At 73.6% G+C, this 17358-nt stretch carries 16 protein-coding genes and 2 pseudogenes; 15 read left to right on the top strand and 3 right to left on the bottom strand.

Annotated elements, in window-relative coordinates; all coding sequences use genetic code 11:
* The first annotated feature begins 168 nt into the window (after positions 1 to 168).
* From AB0442_RS21380 to AB0442_RS21360, 5 genes are all read left to right on the top strand, one after another.
* Positions 169 to 672 (top strand): VOC family protein, encoded by a 504-nt coding sequence (locus tag AB0442_RS21380; RefSeq protein ID WP_366164504.1) that lies wholly within the window; start codon positions 169 to 171, stop codon positions 670 to 672.
* Between the two features lie 152 nt (positions 673 to 824).
* Positions 825 to 1568 carry a class I SAM-dependent methyltransferase gene (locus AB0442_RS21375; protein ID WP_366164503.1) on the top strand — a complete coding sequence of 248 codons (744 nt, stop codon included), beginning with the start codon at positions 825 to 827 and terminating at the stop codon, positions 1566 to 1568.
* Positions 1569 to 1710: 142 nt separating this feature from the next.
* Positions 1711 to 1995 (top strand): hypothetical protein, encoded by a 285-nt coding sequence (locus AB0442_RS21370; RefSeq protein WP_366164502.1) that lies wholly within the window; start codon positions 1711 to 1713, stop codon positions 1993 to 1995.
* A gap of 177 nt (positions 1996 to 2172) precedes the next feature.
* On the top strand, positions 2173 to 3906 hold the full coding sequence (locus tag AB0442_RS21365; protein ID WP_366164501.1) for a penicillin-binding transpeptidase domain-containing protein: 1734 nt from the start codon (positions 2173 to 2175) through the stop codon (positions 3904 to 3906).
* A 90-nt stretch (positions 3907 to 3996) separates the two neighbouring features.
* The gene (locus AB0442_RS21360) at positions 3997 to 4209 is read left to right on the top strand and encodes a hypothetical protein (protein WP_363548548.1); all 213 of its coding nucleotides are present in this window, start codon (positions 3997 to 3999) and stop codon (positions 4207 to 4209) included.
* Between the two features lie 25 nt (positions 4210 to 4234).
* Here the strand turns inward: AB0442_RS21360 and AB0442_RS21355 are convergent, their stop codons facing one another.
* The 3 genes from AB0442_RS21355 to AB0442_RS21345 are packed head-to-tail and all read right to left on the bottom strand — an operon-like array spanning position 4235 to position 7063.
* Entirely contained in the window at positions 4235 to 5818 is a 1584-nt protein-coding gene (locus tag AB0442_RS21355) for a GMC family oxidoreductase (protein WP_366164500.1), read from the bottom strand.
* Positions 5815 to 6465: a DUF5987 family protein gene (locus tag AB0442_RS21350; RefSeq protein ID WP_366164499.1), complete on the bottom strand. Its 651-nt coding sequence runs from the start codon at positions 6463 to 6465 to the stop codon at positions 5815 to 5817. The genes AB0442_RS21355 and AB0442_RS21350 overlap by 4 nt, the downstream gene beginning before the upstream one ends.
* A 4-nt stretch (positions 6466 to 6469) precedes the next feature.
* A complete protein-coding gene (locus AB0442_RS21345; protein WP_366164498.1) occupies positions 6470 to 7063 on the bottom strand; it encodes a hypothetical protein in 594 nt (197 codons plus the stop codon).
* A gap of 283 nt (positions 7064 to 7346) precedes the next feature.
* Here AB0442_RS21345 and AB0442_RS21340 point away from each other — a divergent pair, with 283 nt between their 5' ends.
* From AB0442_RS21340 to AB0442_RS21295, 10 genes and pseudogenes are all read left to right on the top strand, one after another.
* Complete coding sequence (locus tag AB0442_RS21340) at positions 7347 to 8363, top strand: hypothetical protein (protein WP_366164497.1); 1017 nt, start codon at positions 7347 to 7349, stop codon at positions 8361 to 8363.
* Positions 8364 to 8475: 112 nt separating this feature from the next.
* Positions 8476 to 9189, top strand: coding sequence for a GntR family transcriptional regulator (locus AB0442_RS21335; protein ID WP_366164496.1), 714 nt, complete (start codon positions 8476 to 8478; stop codon positions 9187 to 9189).
* Positions 9190 to 9560: 371 nt separating this feature from the next.
* On the top strand, positions 9561 to 10979 hold the full coding sequence (locus AB0442_RS21330) for a nucleobase:cation symporter-2 family protein (protein WP_366164495.1): 1419 nt from the start codon (positions 9561 to 9563) through the stop codon (positions 10977 to 10979).
* Positions 10980 to 11063: 84 nt separating this feature from the next.
* Positions 11064 to 11699 carry a MarC family protein gene (locus AB0442_RS21325; protein WP_366164494.1) on the top strand — a complete coding sequence of 212 codons (636 nt, stop codon included), beginning with the start codon at positions 11064 to 11066 and terminating at the stop codon, positions 11697 to 11699.
* Positions 11700 to 11840: 141 nt separating this feature from the next.
* Positions 11841 to 13475, top strand: a complete 1635-nt coding sequence (locus tag AB0442_RS21320; protein WP_366164493.1) for a serine hydrolase — start codon at positions 11841 to 11843, stop codon at positions 13473 to 13475.
* Between the two features lie 47 nt (positions 13476 to 13522).
* Positions 13523 to 13933, top strand: coding sequence for a PPOX class F420-dependent oxidoreductase (locus AB0442_RS21315; protein WP_366164492.1), 411 nt, complete (start codon positions 13523 to 13525; stop codon positions 13931 to 13933).
* Positions 13934 to 14065: 132 nt separating this feature from the next.
* Positions 14066 to 14773 (top strand): annotated as a pseudogene (locus AB0442_RS21310) (MFS transporter); the annotation flags it as partial.
* Positions 14774 to 14940: 167 nt separating this feature from the next.
* On the top strand, positions 14941 to 15552 hold the full coding sequence (locus AB0442_RS21305) for an MFS transporter (RefSeq protein ID WP_366164491.1): 612 nt from the start codon (positions 14941 to 14943) through the stop codon (positions 15550 to 15552).
* Between the two features lie 864 nt (positions 15553 to 16416).
* The gene (locus AB0442_RS21300; protein WP_366164490.1) at positions 16417 to 16962 is read left to right on the top strand and encodes a GNAT family protein; all 546 of its coding nucleotides are present in this window, start codon (positions 16417 to 16419) and stop codon (positions 16960 to 16962) included.
* A gap of 185 nt (positions 16963 to 17147) precedes the next feature.
* Positions 17148 to 17321, top strand: a pseudogene (locus tag AB0442_RS21295) (carotenoid oxygenase family protein); the annotation flags it as partial.
* Positions 17322 to 17358 lie beyond the last annotated feature (37 nt).

Here is a 17358-nt window from a genome sequence, read left to right as displayed (position 1 = left end):
CCGCCACGTGCGTGGCGGGCCGGGGCCCGGCCCGTTCCGCCCGGACGGCCCCGGCAGCCGCGAGATCTCCGCGCCGACGGGTGATCCGTGCGCGGCACGGCGTGCCCCGGTGCGCGGGCGGGCCCCGCGGCCTACCGTCGTGCGGGACCGGAACAACGGGAGGACGCAGTGCCGGAGCAGAAGATCACGACGTTCCTGTGGTTCGACCACCAGGCCGAGGAGGCGGCGCAGTTCTACACCTCGCTGTTCCCGGACTCCCGGATCGTCGACGTGCAGCGCTACGGCGAGGCGGGACCGGGTGCGGCGGGCTCGGTGATGACCGTGTCCTTCGAACTCGCCGGGCAGCGCTACCTCGCCCTCAACGGCGGCCCGGTCTTCCCGTTCACCGAGGCGATCTCGCTCCAGGTGAACTGCGACGACCAGGCGGAGGTCGACCGGCTGTGGGACGCCCTCACCGCCGGCGGCGGACAGGAGAGCGACTGCGGCTGGTTGAAGGACCGCTACGGCCTCTCCTGGCAGATCACCCCCCGCCGGCTGATGGAACTGCTCGCCGACCCCGACCCGGACAGGTCACAGCGGGCGATGCGCGCGATGCTGCAGATGCAGAAGATCGACATCCAGGCACTGGAGGACGCCCTCGTCGACGGCGCCGCCACTGGACCGGCCTCGTAGAGACCCCGACCGCCACGCCGACTTCTTTGTGCCATCTGCCAGTACGGCGGTCGGACGGGTGCGGAGGAGACTCTCTGCCACGGCCGCGACCCCGCGGGCCCCGCACCTCCGCGGGGCACCGCGGACCGGACGACGCGCAGAGGGGGCCGCACATGACGGTGCAGCAGTACGACGGGATCGGCGAGGCGTTCGAAGGGTTCAAGTCCCTGCCGCTGATGCGCTACGGGGAGGTGCCGAGCTTCCTCGGCATGGTGGGGGAGGTGAAGGGCAGGTCCGTGCTCGACCTGGCCTGCGGCACCGGCTTCTACAGCCGGGAGTTCAAGCGGCGCGGCGCCGCGGAGGTGCTCGGCGTCGACATCTCCGTCGAGATGGTCGCCGCCGCGCGGGACATCGAGCGGCGCGAGCCGCTGGACGTGCGGTACGAGGTCGGCGACGTGGCCGAGCTGCGGTCCTTCGAGCAGCGGTTCGACCTCGCGCTGGGAGTGCAGTGCCTGAACTACGCCGGGTCCGTCGAGGCGATGGAGCGGATGTGCCGCAACATCCACCGGAGCCTGGTGCCGGGCGGGGAGTTCTTCGTCCTCGCGCAGAAGCCCGACTACGGGTTCGACTGCGGCAGCCTGGAGACCTACGGCTTCCGCTGCGAGCCGACCGGCGAGGAGACCGGGACCGGCCCGCAGGTGCGGGTCACCGCCCTCCTCGAACCGCAGCCGATCAGCATCGTCACCACGGCCCCGCGCCGCGAGGTCTACGAGGAGTGCCTGCGGGCGGCCGGGTTCGGCGCGGTGGAGTGGGTACCGCTGCGGATCTCCGAGGCCGGCATCCGCGCGTACGGCGAGGACTTCTGGGCCGACCTGCTCGCCCACCCGCCGCTCGAGATGCTGCGCTGCCGCGCCTGACCCCGGGCGCGGTCCGCCCCGGCGGCCGGCATGGAGGACGGGGCTGTCCGAGTGCCTTCCGGACCTCTCGCGAGCGCGGGAGGTCCGGTGGGGGTATGTCGTTCCGGACCGGAGCACCGAGGGACGGACGAAGGAGAGCAACGTGTACGCAGCAGTACGGCGGTACGAGGGCGTGACCGATCCCGCCGAGGCGGGCCGGCTGGTCGCCGAGGGCTTCGTGCCCCTGCTCCGCCAGGTGCCGGGCTTCGTGGCCTACTACTGGATCGACGGCGGGGACGGAGTGATGGTCTCCACCAGCGTCTTCGAGGACCGGGCCGGCGCCGAGGAGTCGGTCACCCGGGCGGCGGACTTCGTCCGCGACAACCTCGCCTCGCTCCTTCCGAACCCGCCGCTGGTGACGGCGGGTCAGGTCGTGGCCGCCGGCTAGGGCTTGTCTGACGATTCCCGCCGCGCGCGCCGACGCGAATCGTCAGACAAGCCCTAGCCGGCCGGGTGCGTCCCCGCGGCCGCCCCGCCCCGCCCGTCTGAGTACGGATACTCATTGCGCCACGGCCGTTCGAGGGCGGATGATCTCCAGCGCCATGATGTTCACGAGGGGGCGGGGATGATCGAGTTCGACGACGACCGGTACGAGGAAGCCGGGTTCGCGGACGACGAGCACGGGGCGGAGGAGGCGCCGGCGGAAGCGGCGACCAGGCGGCGCCGGGCGGTCCGGATCGGCGTCGCGGTCGTCTGCGGGGGCATGCTGGCGGTCGGCGGGGTGGGCGCGTACAACGTCGCGAACGCCATCCGGGGCGGCTCCGGCGGGGGTGGGGCGCAGCCCGTGCAGCCCGCGGCGGCGACGGCCACCCGGGCGCCGACCGCCCAGGAGGCCGAGACCGCCGCCAAGGGCTTCCTCGACGCCTGGGCCAAGCAGGACTTCGCGGCCGCCGCCGCGCTGACCGACCGCCAGGACCTCGCCACCGGTGCCCTGGCCACGTTCCAGCGGACCCTGAACCCCGAGGAGTTCACCCTCACCCCGACCGGCGCCGCCGCCGCCCCGGCGGGGCAGCCGGGCCGGACGGCCGTCGGCTTCCACGCCCGGCTGCGGTTCGACGGGGTCGACCGTGCCTGGGAGTACGACGGCAGCCTGGGCGTGGTGCGTACCGACGAAGGACGGACCGCGGTGCACTGGGAGCCGGGCGTGATCCACCCGAGCCTGGCGGCCGGCGGGTCGATCGACGTCCGGACGGTGGACGCCCTGCCCGGCCGGCTGGTCGACCGGAACGGCAAGCCCTTCGACGAGTCCTCACCGGTCAAGGCGATGCTGGCGGGTGTGAAGACCGGCGGGGCCGGCACCGGCACGCCGGGCCGGGCGGTGGTGCTCGTCCGCGGTTCCGCGCAGCCCGCGGAGCAGTTGTTCGCCCTCACCGACCCCGGTGCTGCCGAGTTCAAGGTGACCCTCGACGCGGAGCTCCAGCGGGCGGCGGACGCCGCGCTGAAGGAGCAGACCGGCGGTGGCGGGGCCGGGTCGGTGGTGGCCGTCGAACCGAGCACCGGCCACGTCCTGGCCATGGCCAGCGCCCCGGCGGGCGCCTTCAACCGCGCCCTCGGGGGCGGGATCGCGCCCGGCTCCACGATGAAGGTGGTGACCGGCGCCGCGCTGCTGGAGGCGGGCCTCCGCCCGGACAGCCCCGCGCCGTGCCGGGACACCGCCACCTCCCCGAGGGTATGGCACAACGACGAGCGCGGTGACCACCTCGGCTATACCCTGGCCGACGACTTCGCGCACTCGTGCAACACCGCCTTCATCGAGCAGGGCCTGGCCAAGCTCCAGCCCGGCACACTGGCCAAGGTCGCATCCGAGCAGTTCGGCCTCGGTCTGGAGTGGCACACCGGCCTGCTCAGCTTCGACGCCAGGATCCCCGCCCCGGGCAACCGGGACGAGCAGGCCGCCGAGTACATCGGCCAGGGCAGTGTCCGGATGAACACCCTGCTGATGGCCTCCGTGGCGGCGACCGTGCAGAGCGGCACCTTCCGCCAGCCGGTCGTGGTCGACGGCGTCGCCGACCGGGCCACCGCCCCCGGCCGGTTGCCCGCCGGCGTGGCAAGCGACCTGCGGGCGATGATGGCCAAGACCGTCCGCGAGGGAACCGCCCGCACCCCGATGGCCGGCATCGGCGGGCAGGTCGGCGCCAAGACCGGCACCGCCGAGGTCGACGGCAAGAACCCCAACAGCTGGTTCATCGCCTACCGCGGCGACCTCGCCGTGGCGGTCGAGGTCGAGGGCGCGGGCCACGGAGCCGAGGCCGCGGGCCGGGCGGCCGCCCAGATCCTGCGGGTGGGCAACAACGGCTGACGGCCCGGCACGGGTCCGAAAAATCGCGGCAATCGAGGACGGATGAGGCGTATGGTCGTGAATCCCCCTCAAGGGAGAGGAGTTGACCTGATGGGACTCTTCAGGGACGCACCGCCCCAGGTGCATCCGGAGTACACCCAGCTGCGCTTCATGGCCGCCGGATCGCCGTCCTGGTGGAAGCAGAACCGGCACCGCGTCCTGGCCGTCGCGGGCCTCCTCGTCGGCTTCTGGCTGGCGGGGCACCACGATGCCGCGCCCGGTACCTGCGACACCCCGGCGGCCACGGCCAGCCCCGCCCCCTGACCGGGGCGGGGCCGCGCCGCGGGGATCAGGGCGGCGGTGCGCCGTAGGTGACGGGAACCCCGGCCTGGCGGGCGCGGGAGACGATGGCGGGGACGGCGCGTTCGGCGAGCGCGGCGATGGTCAGGGACGGGTTGACGGTCAGTGAGGTGGGGACGGCTGCGCCGTCGGTGACGAACAGCCCCGGATGCCCGCGCAGTTCGTGCTGGTCGGTGAGGGCAGAGGTGGCGGGGTCGTCGCCGATCCGGCACGATCCCAGCGGATGGGCGGTGACCGAGCCCCCGACCTGTTCGGTCCAGGGGTGGACGGTCGCCAGCCCGTCCCGCTCCAGGACGGCGTGCAGTTCGGCGTCGGCGGCGCTCCAGCCGGCTCTGGTGCCGGCGGTGGGCGAGAAGGCCATCGTGCCGAGTCCGAGGCCGGGGGCGAGGCGGACGAAGCCGCCGGTGGGCGGCGGTGGGCCGAAGGTCCCCTCGTTGTCGTCCTCGGTCATGGCGAGCACCGTCAGCCAGGACCGCCACGAGCGGCGCAACTGCCGCTTCCCGGTGCCGAACCACCCCGGGCCGAGGGCGGCCCGGGCGAGCGTGTTGGTGATCGGCGGGAAGTAGATCTGCTGGAGCGTGAACCGGCTGAACTCGGGGGCGGAGCCGTCGAGGTGGTCGAAGCTCGCGGTGGTGATGGGCTTGCCGATCGGCAGCGCGGCGTACGCGGATCCGTCCGGACGGGCGAGGCCCAGCAGGTCGCGCACCTTGGTCTCGTCCATCTCGGCGACCGAGACCCGGTCGCCGTTGCCGGAGAAGTACCGGCCGACGGCCGGGGGGATGCCGCCGAGGGCGGGGGCGGAGCGCTGCAGGACGACCGGGGTGCCGACCGCGCCGGCCGCGAGGACCACCACCTTGGCGTGGACGGTGCCGATCTCGGCGGTGCAGCCGTAGTCGGAGGGGTCCAGCACCGTGTACGTCACGGCGTACCGGTGGCCGTCGATCCAGGACGGGACGACGGCCTGCACCTCGTGCAGCGGTCGCACCTCGGCGCCGTGGGCCTCGGCCGCGGGCAGGTAGTTCAGCAGCATGGAGCGTTTGGCGTCGAAGCGGCAGCCCGAGAGCATCCAGTTGCAGTCCGTGCAGCGTGCGGTGTCGACGGCGACCGGCACCGGGTTGCAGGTGCGCCCGGCCCGGTGGCAGGCCGCGGCGAGGACGCCGCCGGCGTACGAGATGGAGTCCCAGTCCAGGCGGGTGACCGGCAGGGACTGCTCGACCCGGTCGTACCAGGGGTCGAGTGCGGCGCGGGTCAGCGCGGCCGGCCAGATGCGCCGCCGCAGACCGCCCCGGCGTTCGAAGACGAAGGACGGGGCGCGCAGGGAGGCGGCGAAGTACACCACGCTGCCGCCGCCGACGCAGTTGCCGGCCACCACCGAGATTCCGTCGCCCTTGATGACGTCCACGATCCTGGTGTAGCTGCCGAGCCGCAGGTCGTGGGTGAAGTCCCCGGCGGCCAGGCGGGGTCCGCGCTCCAGGACGGTGACGCGGGCGCCGCCGGCCGCGAGGTGGTAGGCGGGTATCGCGCCGCCGAAGCCCGAGCCGATCACCAGCACGTCGGTGGTCCGTGCGCTCATGCCGGGCTCCCCGAGGCCGTGGTGCGCGGATGGAGGTCGGCCAGCGGCCGGGCGTAGGAGTGCGCGGGGAAGCGCCACAGGCCGTCCGCGTCCGGTGGCGGGAAGCCGATCCAGGCGAGCCCCGGATGACCGGTGGCGATCGCGGTGGTGGTGTGCTGATGGGCGGCGGTGTCGAAGGCGAGGCCGACCAGCAGGGCGAGGACCTGCCAGACCGGCCGGTCCACCTCGCCCGGCTCGAACAGGCCGGTGACCAGGGCCGTCCGGTGGTCGAACGGCAGGCCGACGAAGGGTGGCCACCCGGGCGGCAGCCACAGCAGGTGGGCGGCGGCCCGCGCCAGCGCGCGGGCGTCCAGCAGGGCGGCGATCTCCGGCAGCCACGGGCCGAGCGGCAGGTCGGGCGAGACGAGGACCTGGACGGCCCCGGCCTGGACCGCGCCCGGTCCGGTCACCGCGCCCGCGATCGGCAGGTCCCCCGGGTGTCGGCGCTGCCCGGGGACGAGGGTGTCGGCGAACGCCTCCAGGCTCTGCACGGTCCAGGTCCCCGGGGTGGCGGCCCCGGCCGACGCCGGGGACGGCGGGCCGGCGGCGAGGACGGCGGTGGCGGCGGCGAGGGCCTTGAGCAGGCCGCGGCGGTCCAGGAGCGGCACCGGTTCACCCGCCCAGGGCGCAGCGCAGGTCGAACGGCAGCTCGGTAGTCAGACCGCTCTCCCCGGAGGCGCTGCCGTAGGCCGCGAGCGCGTCCGCCAGGTCGGGGAACCGGGGCCGCAGGGCCGCGACCGCGTCGCCGACGCCGACCCGGACGCCGTCGATCCGGAAGTCCGCCAGCCGGACGCCGGCGCGGCGACCGGTCCTGTCCCACCAGTACTGGCCGTCCCAGGCCACCCACGGCACCGCGCCGGTGGTGGACTGCACGCTCCAGTGGTCCCGCTGGTAGTAGTGGCAGGTCAGCAGCGAGGCCGCGACCCGCGCGGGCTCGGCGAGCAGGAAGCGCAGCGCGCCGCCGTCGTCCACGGTGATGTCGCGCTTGCTGTACTCCACGCACAGCGGATCCGCGAACGCCAGCCACCACGGCGGCTGCTCGCCCTCGCCGTAGCGGTGCCACGGACAGCCCGCGGCGAAGCCGGGTTCGGTGAACGGACCCGGACGGGAGAGGGGTGCGGCGGTGGCCGCCGGGACGGTGGTGGTGGCCGCCCCCAACGCGAGGGCGGCGGAGAGCAGCACGGTACGCAGACGTGGACGGGACACAGGACCTCCTGGAACCGGAGCAGGACGGGGGTGTCGCGCGAGGAGCCGTCGCCGGAGGGCGCCCGGACGGTCGGGCCAGGGGCGCCTCGGGGCCGGCACGGACGAGGATGCGGCACGACTACCGGCGAGTACAAGAGGTGTGACGGTGACTCATCCACTGCACTCCGTGGCGGTCCGAGTGCCACCCGCGCCGTCGTTGCACCGCACCGTTGACGGGCGGTCAGCCGAGTGGTTCGGTGGCTGAGCCACTGACGGCGGACGTGCGACGGCAAGGGGGACGGGCATGGGATCCCGCGAAGCGGACCGGCCGTGGGCGCCGCGCTGGGACGGCAGGCCGGGCCGCACCGAGGTCTGGTACACCACGCTCACCGACCCGACCACCCGGACGGGCGTCTGGCTGCACCACGAACTGGTCGCCCCCACCGACGGCTCGCCCGCCCGGGTGCACGGCTGGATCGCCCTATTCCCGCCCGAAGGACCGGTGGAACACGTCAGGTTCGGCCCCGAACCCTGGCCGCCCCGCCGACCGTTCTCCACCGCGTCCGACGCCGCGTCCGACGCCGACGCCGCGTCCGACGCCGAGGCCGCCTCCGCCTCCGCAGCAGCGGCCGACACGGGCGCGCGCCACCTGCGCGGCACCGCCGGCCCGTACACCTGGGACCTGACCGAGCACCCGGCGGGCGAACCCCTTTACACCTTCCCCCGCTGGGCCTGGGACCACGGCGGGCTCCCCGCCGCCCAGATGCTGCCGGCCGCCGCCTCCCGCTACACCGGCACGATCGACCACCCCGGCGGTGTGCTCCACCTGGACGGCGCCCCCGGGGCCACCGCCCGGATCCACGGCCACGGCAACGCCGAACGCTGGGCCTGGCTGCACGCCGACCTCGGCCACGGCGACGTCCTCGAGATCGTCGCCGCCGTGTCCCGGAAGCCCGTGCTCGACCGGTTGCCGCCCCTGGTCTTCCTCAGGCTCCGCCACCGCGGCCGCACCTGGCCGCGGACCGCGCTGCGCCCGGCCGTCGGCTGGGCCGGCGCGGGCCGGTTCAGGGCGCGCCTCGGTCTGCCGACCTGGACGGTCACCGGCCGGACCCTGCTGCGCCGGGTCCGCGTCACGGTCACCCAGCCGGAAGAACGCACCCTGGCCCTGGAGTACACCGACCCGGACGGCAGTCGCGCGGTGTGCCGCAACAGCGAGGCCGCCGACGCCGAGATCGTGCTCGAACGCTGGTGGGGCCGTTGGCGCCCGCAGACGTCCTGGACCCTGGCCGGAACCGCGCACGCCGAGGTGGGCGGCCGGTGAGGTGCGGTCGACGGCCCGGCCGTGGAGGCCTTGACGGTCCGTCCGCCACCGGATTGACTCCCGACCGGAGGCCGGGCCACCCGGCCACGGCAGCCCAGGAGCGAGGAGACCGATGCCGGTGCCGCCCGAGACCATCCAACGCCGCTCCGTGGTCGACCTGCTGGCCCACCGACTGCGCCAGGACATCCTGAACGGCATCCACCTGCCCGGCGCCCTGCTGCCGCCCGAGCGGGACCTCGCCGCCGGCTACGGCGTCACCCGCACCACCCTCAAGCACGCCCTGTCCCGCCTCGAACAGGCCGGACTGATCAGCACCCGGCACGGCATCGGCACCCGGATCCGCGACTTCCTCCACGAGGGCGGCGCCGACCTCCTGCCGATGCTCGCCGCGCACGACCCCGGCTGGCTCACCGAGGTGTTCGAGGTCCGCCGCCACATCGGCGCCGTCGTCGCCCGCGGTGCGGCCGCCCGCCGCACCGCCCGGCACGCCCGACGCCTCGGCGAACTCCTCCAGGCCGTCCGGGACGCACCGGACGGCGACGCCGCCCAGCTCGCCGACATCGAGGTGCACCGCGAGCTGGCGCGCGCCACCGGCAACCGGGTCTACCTGCTGCTCACCAACACGCTGTTCAACGCCTACCTCCCCGTCCGCGGCGCCCTGCGCGCGCCGTTCGAGGACCCGGCCGAAGCCGCCGACCGGCTGGCCCCGGTCGTCCGCGCGGTCGCCGACGGCGAGGAGGGCCGCGCCGAACGGGCGGCCGAGGAGTACCTCCGCAGCACCGAGGCCGTCATGCTCGACTCGCTCCGGGCCGCCCGGTCGGGCTGACCGCCCGCCCCGCCGTACGGACCGTCGACGCGCGCCGCACTCGGCGGGTCATTTCGGCTGGTGCGCCCGGCTGGCGTCGAGGCGGCGGTGGGGGAGGGGCGGCCTGGAGGAAGCGACAGGCGCTGCTCCGGGGCGGAGCAATCGGGTCGGAGCCATTGACCAACGGGGGCGAGCTTTCTACATTCTGTGGAACCGAATGGCGGAACCCGTGTTCCGCATCGCGGATCTGTTCATGGGTCGGGCCTGTTCGCCGCGGGCACCGGCAGGTGGGCGACGGCACCGCCGTCCGCCAGGGTCGTCCCGACGTCGCCGTGTCCCGTTCCGGCCGCCGTCCCCGGGCCCGAAGCCACCTCGGATGTGGAGGACCGTACATGGGACGTCGCGAAGCGCCCGTGAAGCCCGCAACCCCGCCGCACCCCGTCGACGAACTGCTGCCGCCCGGACGGATGGCGACGGTCGCCCTCCAGCACGTCGCCAGCATGTACGCCGGGGTCGCCGCACCGCCGCTGATCATCGGCGCGGCGGCCGGCCTGACCCCGGCCCGGCTGACGACCCTGCTCGCCGCCAGCCTGTTCATCGCCGGCATCGCCACCCTGCTGCAGACCCTGGGCTTCTGGCGGATCGGCTCACGGCTCCCCTTCGTGAACGGCGTCTCCTTCGCCACCGTCTCGCCGATCCTCGCCGTCATCGAGGCGAAGAAGGACGCGGCGCTGCCGCTGATCTTCGGCTCCACACTGGTCGCCGGACTCTTCTGCTTCCTGCTGGCCCCCGTCTTCTGCCGGCTGGTCAGGTTCTTCCCCCCGGTGGTCAGCGGCACGGTGATCACCCTGATCGGCGTCTCGCTGCTCCCGGTCGCCGGGAACTGGGCCCAGGGCGGCAACGCCGCGGCGCGGGACTACGGCTCGCTCGGCAACCTGGGCCTCGCCGCCGTCACCCTGGTGTCCGTGCTGCTGTTCCACCGCTTCCTGCGCGGCTTCTTCCAGCGGATCGCGATCCTCCTCGGCCTGCTCGTCGGAACCCTGGTGGCGATCCCGTTCGGCAAGGTGGACGCCCATGCGCTCGCTGGCCTGCCGCTCGTCGAGCTGCCGCACCCGTTCGCCTTCGGCGCGCCCCGGTTCGAGGCCGCGGCGATCGTCTCGATGCTGGTCGTGATGGTGGTCTCGATGACCGAGTCCACCGCCGACATGATCGCGCTGGGCGAGATCGTGGAGAAGCCCGCCGACGACCGCACGATCTCCGGCGGCCTGCGGGCGGACGGCATCGCGACGGCCCTCGGCGGCGTGTTCAACGGCTTCATCTGTTCGGCCTTCGCCCAGAACATCGGACTGGTCGCGCTCACCAGGATCCGCAGCCGCTTCGTGGTCGCCCTGGCCGGGATCCTCCTCGTGGTGATGGGCCTGCTGCCGGTCGTCGGCGGGCTGGTCTCGCTGGTGCCGCAGCCGGTGCTCGGCGGAGCGGGCGTGGTGCTGTTCGGGTCGGTCGCGGTGGCGGGCCTGCGCACCCTCGGCGCGGCGAACCTGAACGTCGGCTCCAACGCGATCATCGTCGCGGTCAGCCTCGCCTTCGGCATCTTCCCGATCGCCTACCCCGGCTTCTACCACGCCTTCCCGGAGCAGATCGGCACCGTGCTGCACTCCGGCATCTCCGCGGGCTGCCTGCTGGCGGTCACCCTCAACCTGCTCTTCAACCACCTGGGCCGCCCCCGCACCGTCCCGCCCGCAACCGTGCCGTCCGCAACCGGGCCGCAGACCCGGACCGAGCCCGCGGCCCCGGTGGCGGACCCGGCCTGACCCCCCGCCGGCCGGTGCGCCGCCCGGCCGACGTGCCAGGCGCGTCGTGCCGGGCGGCGGGCAGGCGCCCCCGATGATGAGGGGATGCGCGACCTGACCACCGTCACCGCCTTCGTGACCTTCTTCGCGGTCATCGGCCCGCAGAAGGTGCTGATCGCGTTCGCCCGGCTGAGCCGCACCCGCACGATCGGGCAGATGCGCCGCCTGACGATGGTCAGCTCGGTGCTGGCGGCGGCGGTCGGCATCCTGATGGCCTACACGGCCGAGGTCCTGACCTCGTTCTTCCACGTCTCGGACCAGTCCCTGCAACTCGCCGGCGGGGTGATCTTCTTCATCTACGCCGTCGCCCTCGTCATGGGCATCCACCTCGGCGAGGGCGAGGAGGAGGACGAGGACTCGCTCCACCCGATGTTCGAAGGGGTCCGGGAGCTGCTGCTCCCGTACATCGTCAGCCCGCTCGCCGTGACGGCGGAGCTGCTCGGTTCGCTCGACGAGAACACCTGGGGCTGGCGGACGACCGTCGCCGGCATGTACGTCCTGGTGATCGCCATCGACTGCGTGTGCGTCCTGCTGCTCGCGCCGCTGCTGCAACGCACCCACGGAACCGTGCTGGAAGTGCTGTCCCGGCTGCTCGGCCTGCTGCTGGCGGCGGTCGGCGTGGAGGTCTTCCTGTCCGGCCTGGAGAGCCTCGGCGTCCACCTGTCCGACCCGCACTACTGAGCCGCCGCCCGCCGCCGCTGGACGGGTGGATTGCGCGCACCCCGGCGCGCGGCGGCACCCGGGGCGGCCCCGCGCCGACCAATACTCGCGTGGTGGCGCCGCCGCACCGGGGCCGCGCCGCCCGGACGAGGGGAGTGGTCGATGGTTCGTCACGGTGGCCGGACGGGCACCGGGCCCGGGTCGCGCGCGGCCGTGCCGCTGCTGGCCGGAGTGCTCCTCGCGGGCTGCACCGCCGGGCCGGCGAACGGCCCGGTGGTCGCACCCGCACCCAGCCCCTCGTCCGCCCCGGCGACCGCACCCCCGCCGCAGCCGCCACCCCAGCTGACGGACCAGCAGGTCTCCGCCGCGGTGGCGCAGATCGACGGCTACGTGCAGAACGCGATGGCGAGGACGGGCGTGCCGGGCGCGGCCGTCGCCATCGTGCACAAGGACAAGGTCGTCCACCTGAAGGGCTACGGAGTCCGCCGCCTCGGCTCACCGGAGACGGTCGACCCGGACACCGTCTTCCAGCTCGCCTCGCTCTCCAAGCCGATCGGCTCGACCGTGGTCTCCGGAGCGGTCGGGCAGAAGACCGTGAAGTGGGACGACCCGATCGCCGCCCACGACCCCGGCTTCGCGCTGGCCGACCCGTGGGTGAGCAGCCACGTGACGATCGCCGACCTCTTCTCCCACCGCAGCGGACTGCCCGACCACGCCGGCGACCTGCTGGAGGACCTCGGCTACCAGCGCGACTACATCCTGCAGCACCTGCGCGACCACCAGCTCGCACCGTTCCGGGCCAGCTACGCCTACACCAACTACGGCCTGACCGAGGCGGCCGTCGCCGTCGCCAAGGCCAAGGGGGTCGCCTGGGAGGACCTCGCGGCGGACGTCGTCTACAAGCCGCTCGGGATGAACTCCACCAGCTCGCTGCGCTCCGCCTACGACAGCGCCGCGAACAAGGCGGCACCGCACGTGCGGACGGACTCCGGCTGGCAGGTCAGCACCACCCAGAACCCGGACCCGCAGGCCCCCGCCGGCGGGGTCAGCTCCACCGCGCAGGACCTCACCCGGTGGATGCGGCTGCAACTCGCCGACGGATCGTTCGAGGGCCGGCAGGTCGTCGACGCCGCGGCGCTGAACGAGACCCGGCTGCCGCACGTCGTCTCCAACCCGCCGCACGCCCCCGCGGGCAACGCCGGCTTCTACGGCCTCGGCTGGAACGTCACCTACGACTCCCGCGGCCGACTGCGGCTGAACCACTCCGGTGCCTTCGACCTGGGCGCGGCGACCGTGGTGACCCTGCTGCCCTCCGAGCAGCTCGGGATCGTCGTGCTGACCAACGGCCAGCCGATCGGCGTCCCGGAGGCGGTGGCCGAGGAGTTCTTCGACGTCGCCCAGGAGGGCCACGAGACGGTCGACTGGCTGGGCTTCATGGGCAGGGTCGTGCCCGCCGCCGCCGGAGGCCAGGTCTCGCCGACCGACTACACCAAGCCCCCGGCCGGCGCCGCCCCGGCCAAGCCGGACTCCGCCTACCTCGGCACCTACACCAACGGGTACTTCGGGCCGATGACCGTCACCTCGCGGGACGGCAAGCTGGTCATGAGCCTCGGACCGGACAACCTGCAGTTCCCGCTCCAGCACTACGACGGCGACGTGTTCAGCTTCCAGACGCGCGGGGAGAACGCCGTCGGCCTCTCCGGGGTCACCTTCACCGTCGGCCCCGACGGGCGGGCGACCTCGGTGGTGGTCGAGCAGTTCGACCACGACGGCCTCGGGACCTTCACCCGCGGCTGACCCCACCCCTACGGGGACCTGACCGGGCGCCAGGTAGCCTCGCCCGAATGACGACCCAGCTGAACGAATCCGTCCGGGCGCTGATCGACGCGCCGATCCCCGCCGTCCTCGCCACCCTCAACCCCGACGGGGCCCCGCAGACCTCCGTGGTCTGGGTCGGCCGCGACGGCGACGACCTGCTCGTCTCCACCGCGGCCGGCCGCCGCAAGGAACGCAACCTGCGCCGCGACCCCCGCGCCAGCCTCACCGTGTACGACCCCGCCGACCCGGACCGGTACGTCGAGATCCGCGGGCTCACCACCGTCACCGAGGACACCGGCCGCGCCCTCGCGGCCGCCCTCGCCGAACAGTACGAAGGCCCCGGCGCCGGCCAGGAGTACCTCGACCTGCCCGCCGAGGTCCTGCGGGTCGTCCTGCGCATCAGCCCGACCAAGGTGGTCGGCAGCCTGGCCGGCTGACCCCGCACGTCACCCGCCGTCACCCGCCGGCACCACGGCGTCCGGCGGGTGGACAGGTCCGGACAGGAGTGGACGGTCCCCGCTCCTGCCGGACCTGGAGAGTGGACACCGCCCGGCAGCACGCTGTGCGGCATGAACCTCCCCCGCACACAGCCGGACGGAACACCCCAGGGGCGGATGCCGCCCACCCGCAGGCCCGCGGCCGTCCTCGCGGTGCTCGCCGCGGCGCAGTTCACCGTCATGCTCGCCGCCTCGATCGTGAACGTCGCCCTGCCGCAGATCCGCACCGGCGTCGGCCTGTCGGAGGGCGGCACCACCTGGGTGGTCAACGCCTACGGCCTGGCGTTCGCCGCGCTGCTGGCCGGCGGCCGGGCCGGCTACCTCCTGGGCCACCGCCGGGTGCTGATCGCCGGCCTCGCCCTCTTCGCCGTCGCCTCGCCGGCCGCGGGACCGGCCGGCTCGCCGGCGGTCCTGATCGCGACCCGCGCCCTCCAGGGCATCGGCGCCGCCGCCATCGCCCCCGCCGCACTCACCCTCGCCCTGGACACCCACCCGCCCGGACCCGGACCCGGACGCGGCCGCGTCCTCGGGGTGTGGGGCGCCGTCTCCGGCGCGGGAGGGGCGGGCGGAGTCCTGCTCGGCGGAGCGCTCACCCGGGCCCGGGGCTGGCCGTGGATCTTCCACTGCGTCGGGCTCGGCACGGTGCTCGTCCTCGCCGCCGCGGTCGTCCTCGTCCCCGCGAGCACCGGCCTCCGGGCCGGGAGGTCCGACCTGCTGGGCACCGTCACCGTCACCGCCGCCCTGACCTCCCTGGTCTGGGGGCTGACCGCGGTCCGAGGCGCCGACTGGGCGGACGGCCGAGTGCTCGGCGCCCTCGCCGCAGCCGCCGTCCTGCTCGCGGCCTTCGCCGCGGTCGAACTCCGCCGCCCCAACGCCCTGATCCCACCGAGACTGCTGGCCACCGGCCGGGTCGCCGCGGGCAACCTGCTGATGGCCTGCTCGGCTCGGTGTGGATCGCCCTGTACTTCTTCCTGCCGCTCTACCAGCAACTCGTCCTCGGCTCCGGCCCGCTGGCCACCGACGTCGGCCAACTCCCGCTCGCCGCCGCCAACATGCTCGGCTCCGCACTCGCCCCGAGGGTCACCCGGCGGATCGGCGTCAGCGCGACCGCGGTCGCCGCCCTGCTCACCGAGGCCGCAGGCCTGCTCCGGCTGTCGCGGATCGGCGCCGACGGCAGCTATCTGGCCGACGTCCTCGGTCCGAGCATCCTGGTCGGACTCGGCCTCAGCGCCGCCTTCGTCCAACTCACCGCGTTCGCCGTGGACGGCCTCCCGGCCCAGGACGCCGGCCTGGCAGGCGGACTGGTCAACACCACCCGCCAGGTCGGCGGTGCGATCGGCCTCGCCGCACTGGCCGGCCTCGCCGGCTCCGTCACCGCCAACGCCGCCACGCAGCAGCCGCACGCGGAGGCGCTCACCGCCGGCTACCGGGCCGCCTTCACCGCCTCGGCCGCCGTCCTGGCCGCCACCGCCCTGCTCGCCGCGTTCCTCACCCGCCGCACGTCCGGAGCACCCGAACCGGCCGCGGCAGCCCCGACCCCGCTGCTCCCCGAGGCCTGACCGGCCCGGCGAGCCGGCCACACCACCGCCGTGCCGTCCCCGAGGCCCGGCGCCCGTTCGGCACACCACCACCCACCCATCGAAGGAGAGATCCCGTCATGACCACCGACAAGCCGTACCTGACCGGCCACTACGCCCCCGTCGCCGACGAGATCACCGCCACCGCGCTCACCGTCGAGGGCACCCTGCCCCCGAGCTGACCGGCCGACTGCTCCGCAACGGCCACAACCCCAAGCCCGGCGTCACCCCGGGGTCTGTAAAAAGAACGGCTCTGGCGCGTATCCGGTGGTGACAGAGAGTCCTGGGGAATTGTGCCTGGTAGAGCCTGCTTTGGTGTCCGCCCAGGGGCGCTGCCCCTGCCGTCGACGCACCCAGGGAACAGCCCGCCGACTTCCGTTTTGAGCTGGTCAGATCGCGGTAAGTAGCGATAGTCACCACGCGTCACCACCGAATGTGCGCCAGAGCCGTTCATTGGACAGACCCCCGTCGACGTCATCTTCTCCAGGCCCGGGCGGTGCCGCTGCTTGGCCTGCCGGGAGAACCCGCGCAGCGGTTTGGACGACAGCACCGGCACGTGGGCCATATCCCGTACCGGCCAGCAGACCTCGCCCGCACCCGCCCGCCACGTTGTACTCCACCGCCGCAGCCAGTCGTCCCCGAGCCGTAGCCGTACCCGGACCGCCGTATCCCCGCCGTAGGGGGTGATCAACCCGTCCAAATGACTCGAAGTCGACGGGATCTTCGCCTGCGCTGCCGTGCTCACGCACGCCCAGCAGCACCAGCGGCCCGTCTCGGGAGGCAAGTCTTCGGAACTGACCGTAACTCAACGAAACGAGAACGGAGGAGGCTGCATAGGATTCCCGGATGACAAGCGCCAGTTACCTCCTGCAGGGGCCGCGAGTAGCCGTACGCCACGTCTGCCTTCAGGATTACGCGGAGCTCACAGCGCTGGCTCAGGAGAGCGCCGAGATGCTTCGCCGCTGGCTGGGCGCTCGTGAGAACACGGCGGAAGCGTTCGAGAGCTACCTTGAGCGGTTCGAACAGCCCACCCATGAGGGCTTCGTGATCTGCCTTCGCAGCACCGGCGAGATCGTGGGTGGCGTCAATATCAACAACATCGTCCGGGGCGCGCTCCAGAGCGGAACTCTGGGGTACACCGCTTACGCCTCCACGACAGGCTATGGATACATGACCGAAGGGCTGGGGCTCGTGATCCAGCTCGCCTTCGACCAGCTGGAACTGCACAGGCTGGAGGCGAACATCCAGCCGGACAACACCTCCTCGCTGAACCTCGTCAAACGCCTGGGCTTCCAGCGCGAGGGCTACTCAGCCGCCTTCCAGTTCATCAACGGCGAGTGGAGGGACCACGAGCGCTGGGCCGTTACCGCCGAGAAGGCACGGGGAGACTGAGCGCTCCGCCTGCCCCGCGCCCCAGCCCCTGGTGTCAACCACCGCGACCGGGTGTCAGCTATCCAGGAAAGTCGCGGCCACGCTTCGTGCTGGGACGCCTGTGCCGCCAACTATCAGCTTCAACCGCCAACCATCGCTTTCGGTCACACTGGGTGCACACCCCCGCCCTCGACGGCGCCCCCTACATGACCGAGAACGGCCCCGACCTGACCGCCAGCACCGCCGGCACCCACGTCATCGAACACGGTGGCCGGCTGCTCGCCCTCTGCGAGTCGAACCTGCCGTTCGAGCTCACCCCCGAGCTGGACACCGTCGGCGCCTTCGACTTCGAGGGCAAGCAGTGCGGCGCGATGACCGCGCACCCCAAAGGAGGACCCGGTCACCGGGGAGCTCCAC

It is taken from the genome of Kitasatospora sp. NPDC085895 (assembly GCF_040702125.1).
GTDB classification, from domain to species: Bacteria; Actinomycetota; Actinomycetes; order Streptomycetales; family Streptomycetaceae; genus Kitasatospora; species Kitasatospora arboriphila.
Note: the sequence above shows the minus strand (reverse complement) of the source record. Positions and strands in the feature narration are given on the sequence as shown.

Excerpts from the sequence above, each read along its gene's own strand:
- AB0442_RS21340 (WP_366164497.1), top strand. The coding sequence starts at position 7,347 with ATGGGATCCCGCGAAGCGGACCGGCCGTGGGCGCCGCGCTGGGACGGC.
- AB0442_RS21325 (WP_366164494.1), top strand. The coding sequence starts at position 11,064 with ATGCGCGACCTGACCACCGTCACCGCCTTCGTGACCTTCTTCGCGGTC.
- AB0442_RS21300 (WP_366164490.1), top strand. The coding sequence starts at position 16,417 with ATGACAAGCGCCAGTTACCTCCTGCAGGGGCCGCGAGTAGCCGTACGC.
- AB0442_RS21330 (WP_366164495.1), top strand. The coding sequence starts at position 9,561 with ATGGGACGTCGCGAAGCGCCCGTGAAGCCCGCAACCCCGCCGCACCCC.
- AB0442_RS21365 (WP_366164501.1), top strand. The coding sequence starts at position 2,173 with ATGATCGAGTTCGACGACGACCGGTACGAGGAAGCCGGGTTCGCGGAC.
- AB0442_RS21320 (WP_366164493.1), top strand. The coding sequence starts at position 11,841 with ATGGTTCGTCACGGTGGCCGGACGGGCACCGGGCCCGGGTCGCGCGCG.
- AB0442_RS21315 (WP_366164492.1), top strand. The coding sequence starts at position 13,523 with ATGACGACCCAGCTGAACGAATCCGTCCGGGCGCTGATCGACGCGCCG.
- AB0442_RS21360 (WP_363548548.1), top strand. The coding sequence starts at position 3,997 with ATGGGACTCTTCAGGGACGCACCGCCCCAGGTGCATCCGGAGTACACC.
- AB0442_RS21375 (WP_366164503.1), top strand. The coding sequence starts at position 825 with ATGACGGTGCAGCAGTACGACGGGATCGGCGAGGCGTTCGAAGGGTTC.
- AB0442_RS21355 (WP_366164500.1), bottom strand. The coding sequence starts at position 5,818 with ATGAGCGCACGGACCACCGACGTGCTGGTGATCGGCTCGGGCTTCGGC.
- AB0442_RS21335 (WP_366164496.1), top strand. The coding sequence starts at position 8,476 with ATGCCGGTGCCGCCCGAGACCATCCAACGCCGCTCCGTGGTCGACCTG.